Source organism: Streptomyces sp. NPDC015125, from assembly GCF_043080045.1.
Lineage (GTDB): Bacteria > Actinomycetota > Actinomycetes > Streptomycetales > Streptomycetaceae > Streptomyces.
This window is the reverse complement of the sequence record NZ_JBIBVF010000043.1, coordinates 3345-5195: the sequence shown is the minus strand read 5'-3', so window position 1 is coordinate 5195 and position 1851 is coordinate 3345. Positions and strand designations below refer to the sequence as shown.

The following is a 1851-nucleotide window of genomic DNA, read 5'->3' as shown; positions in this document are numbered from 1 at the left end:
ACACAGTGGACGCGAGCAACTGAGGACAAGCCCTCGGCCTATTAGTACCAGTCAACTCCACCCGTTACCGGGCTTCCATATCTGGCCTATCAACCCAGTCGTCTACTGGGAGCCTTAACCCCTCAAAGGGGGTGGGAGTACTCATCTCGAAGCAGGCTTCCCGCTTAGATGCTTTCAGCGGTTATCCTTTCCGAACGTAGCCAACCAGCCATGCCCTTGGCAGGACAACTGGCACACCAGAGGTTCGTCCGTCCCGGTCCTCTCGTACTAGGGACAGCCCTTCTCAATACTCCTACGCGCACAGCGGATAGGGACCGAACTGTCTCACGACGTTCTAAACCCAGCTCGCGTACCGCTTTAATGGGCGAACAGCCCAACCCTTGGGACCGACTCCAGCCCCAGGATGCGACGAGCCGACATCGAGGTGCCAAACCATCCCGTCGATATGGACTCTTGGGGAAGATCAGCCTGTTATCCCCGGGGTACCTTTTATCCGTTGAGCGACGGCGCTTCCACAAGCCACCGCCGGATCACTAGTCCCTACTTTCGTACCTGCTCGACCCGTCAGTCTCACAGTCAAGCTCCCTTGTGCACTTACACTCAACACCTGATTGCCAACCAGGCTGAGGGAACCTTTGGGCGCCTCCGTTACTCTTTAGGAGGCAACCGCCCCAGTTAAACTACCCACCAGACACTGTCCCTGATCCGGATCACGGACCCAGGTTAGACATCCAGCACGACCAGAGTGGTATTTCAACAATGACTCCACAACCACTGGCGTGGCCGCTTCAAAGTCTCCCACCTATCCTACACAAGCCGAACCGAACACCAATATCAAGCTATAGTAAAGGTCCCGGGGTCTTTCCGTCCTGCTGCGCGAAACGAGCATCTTTACTCGTAATGCAATTTCACCGGGCCTATGGTTGAGACAGTCGAGAAGTCGTTACGCCATTCGTGCAGGTCGGAACTTACCCGACAAGGAATTTCGCTACCTTAGGATGGTTATAGTTACCACCGCCGTTTACTGGCGCTTAAGTTCTCAGCTTCGCCAACCCTAAAGTTGACTAACCGGTCCCCTTAACGTTCCAGCACCGGGCAGGCGTCAGTCCGTATACATCGCCTTACGGCTTCGCACGGACCTGTGTTTTTAGTAAACAGTCGCTTCTCGCTGGTCTCTGCGGCCACCACCAGCTCAGGAAGTAAATTCCATCACCAGCAATGGCCCCCCTTCTCCCGAAGTTACGGGGGCATTTTGCCGAGTTCCTTAACCATAGTTCACCCGAACGCCTCGGTATTCTCTACCTGACCACCTGAGTCGGTTTAGGGTACGGGCCGCCATGAAACTCGCTAGAGGCTTTTCTCGACAGCATAGGATCATCCACTTCACCACAATCGGCTCGGCATCAGGTCTCACCCTCATGTCATCCGGATTTGCCTAGATGACGGGCTACACCCTTACCCCGGGACAACCACCGCCCGGGCTGGACTACCTTCCTGCGTCACCCCATCGCTTACCTACTACCACCTTGGATCGGCGGCTCCACCACGTCCCTTTGTCCGAAGACTCCAGGCCGGCTTCACGGCCTTAGCATTAATGGATTCGATACTGGGCGTTTCAAAGCGGGTACCGGAATATCAACCGGTTGTCCATCGACTACGCCTGTCGGCCTCGCCTTAGGTCCCGACTTACCCTGGGCAGATCAGCTTGACCCAGGAACCCTTAGTCAATCGGCGCACACGTTTCCCACGTGTGTATCGCTACTCATGCCTGCATTCTCACTCGTGAACCGTCCACAACTCGTTTCCACGGCTGCTTCACCCGGCACACGACGCTCCCCTACCCATCACAGC

General features: G+C 56.0%; 1 rRNA gene (cut by a window edge). It reads right to left on the bottom strand.

The annotated features are described in order from the left end of the window. Positions 1–21: 21 nt before the first annotated feature. Positions 22–1851: ribosomal RNA gene (locus ACF088_RS41105) — 23S ribosomal RNA — on the bottom strand (it continues 1375 nt past the right edge of the window).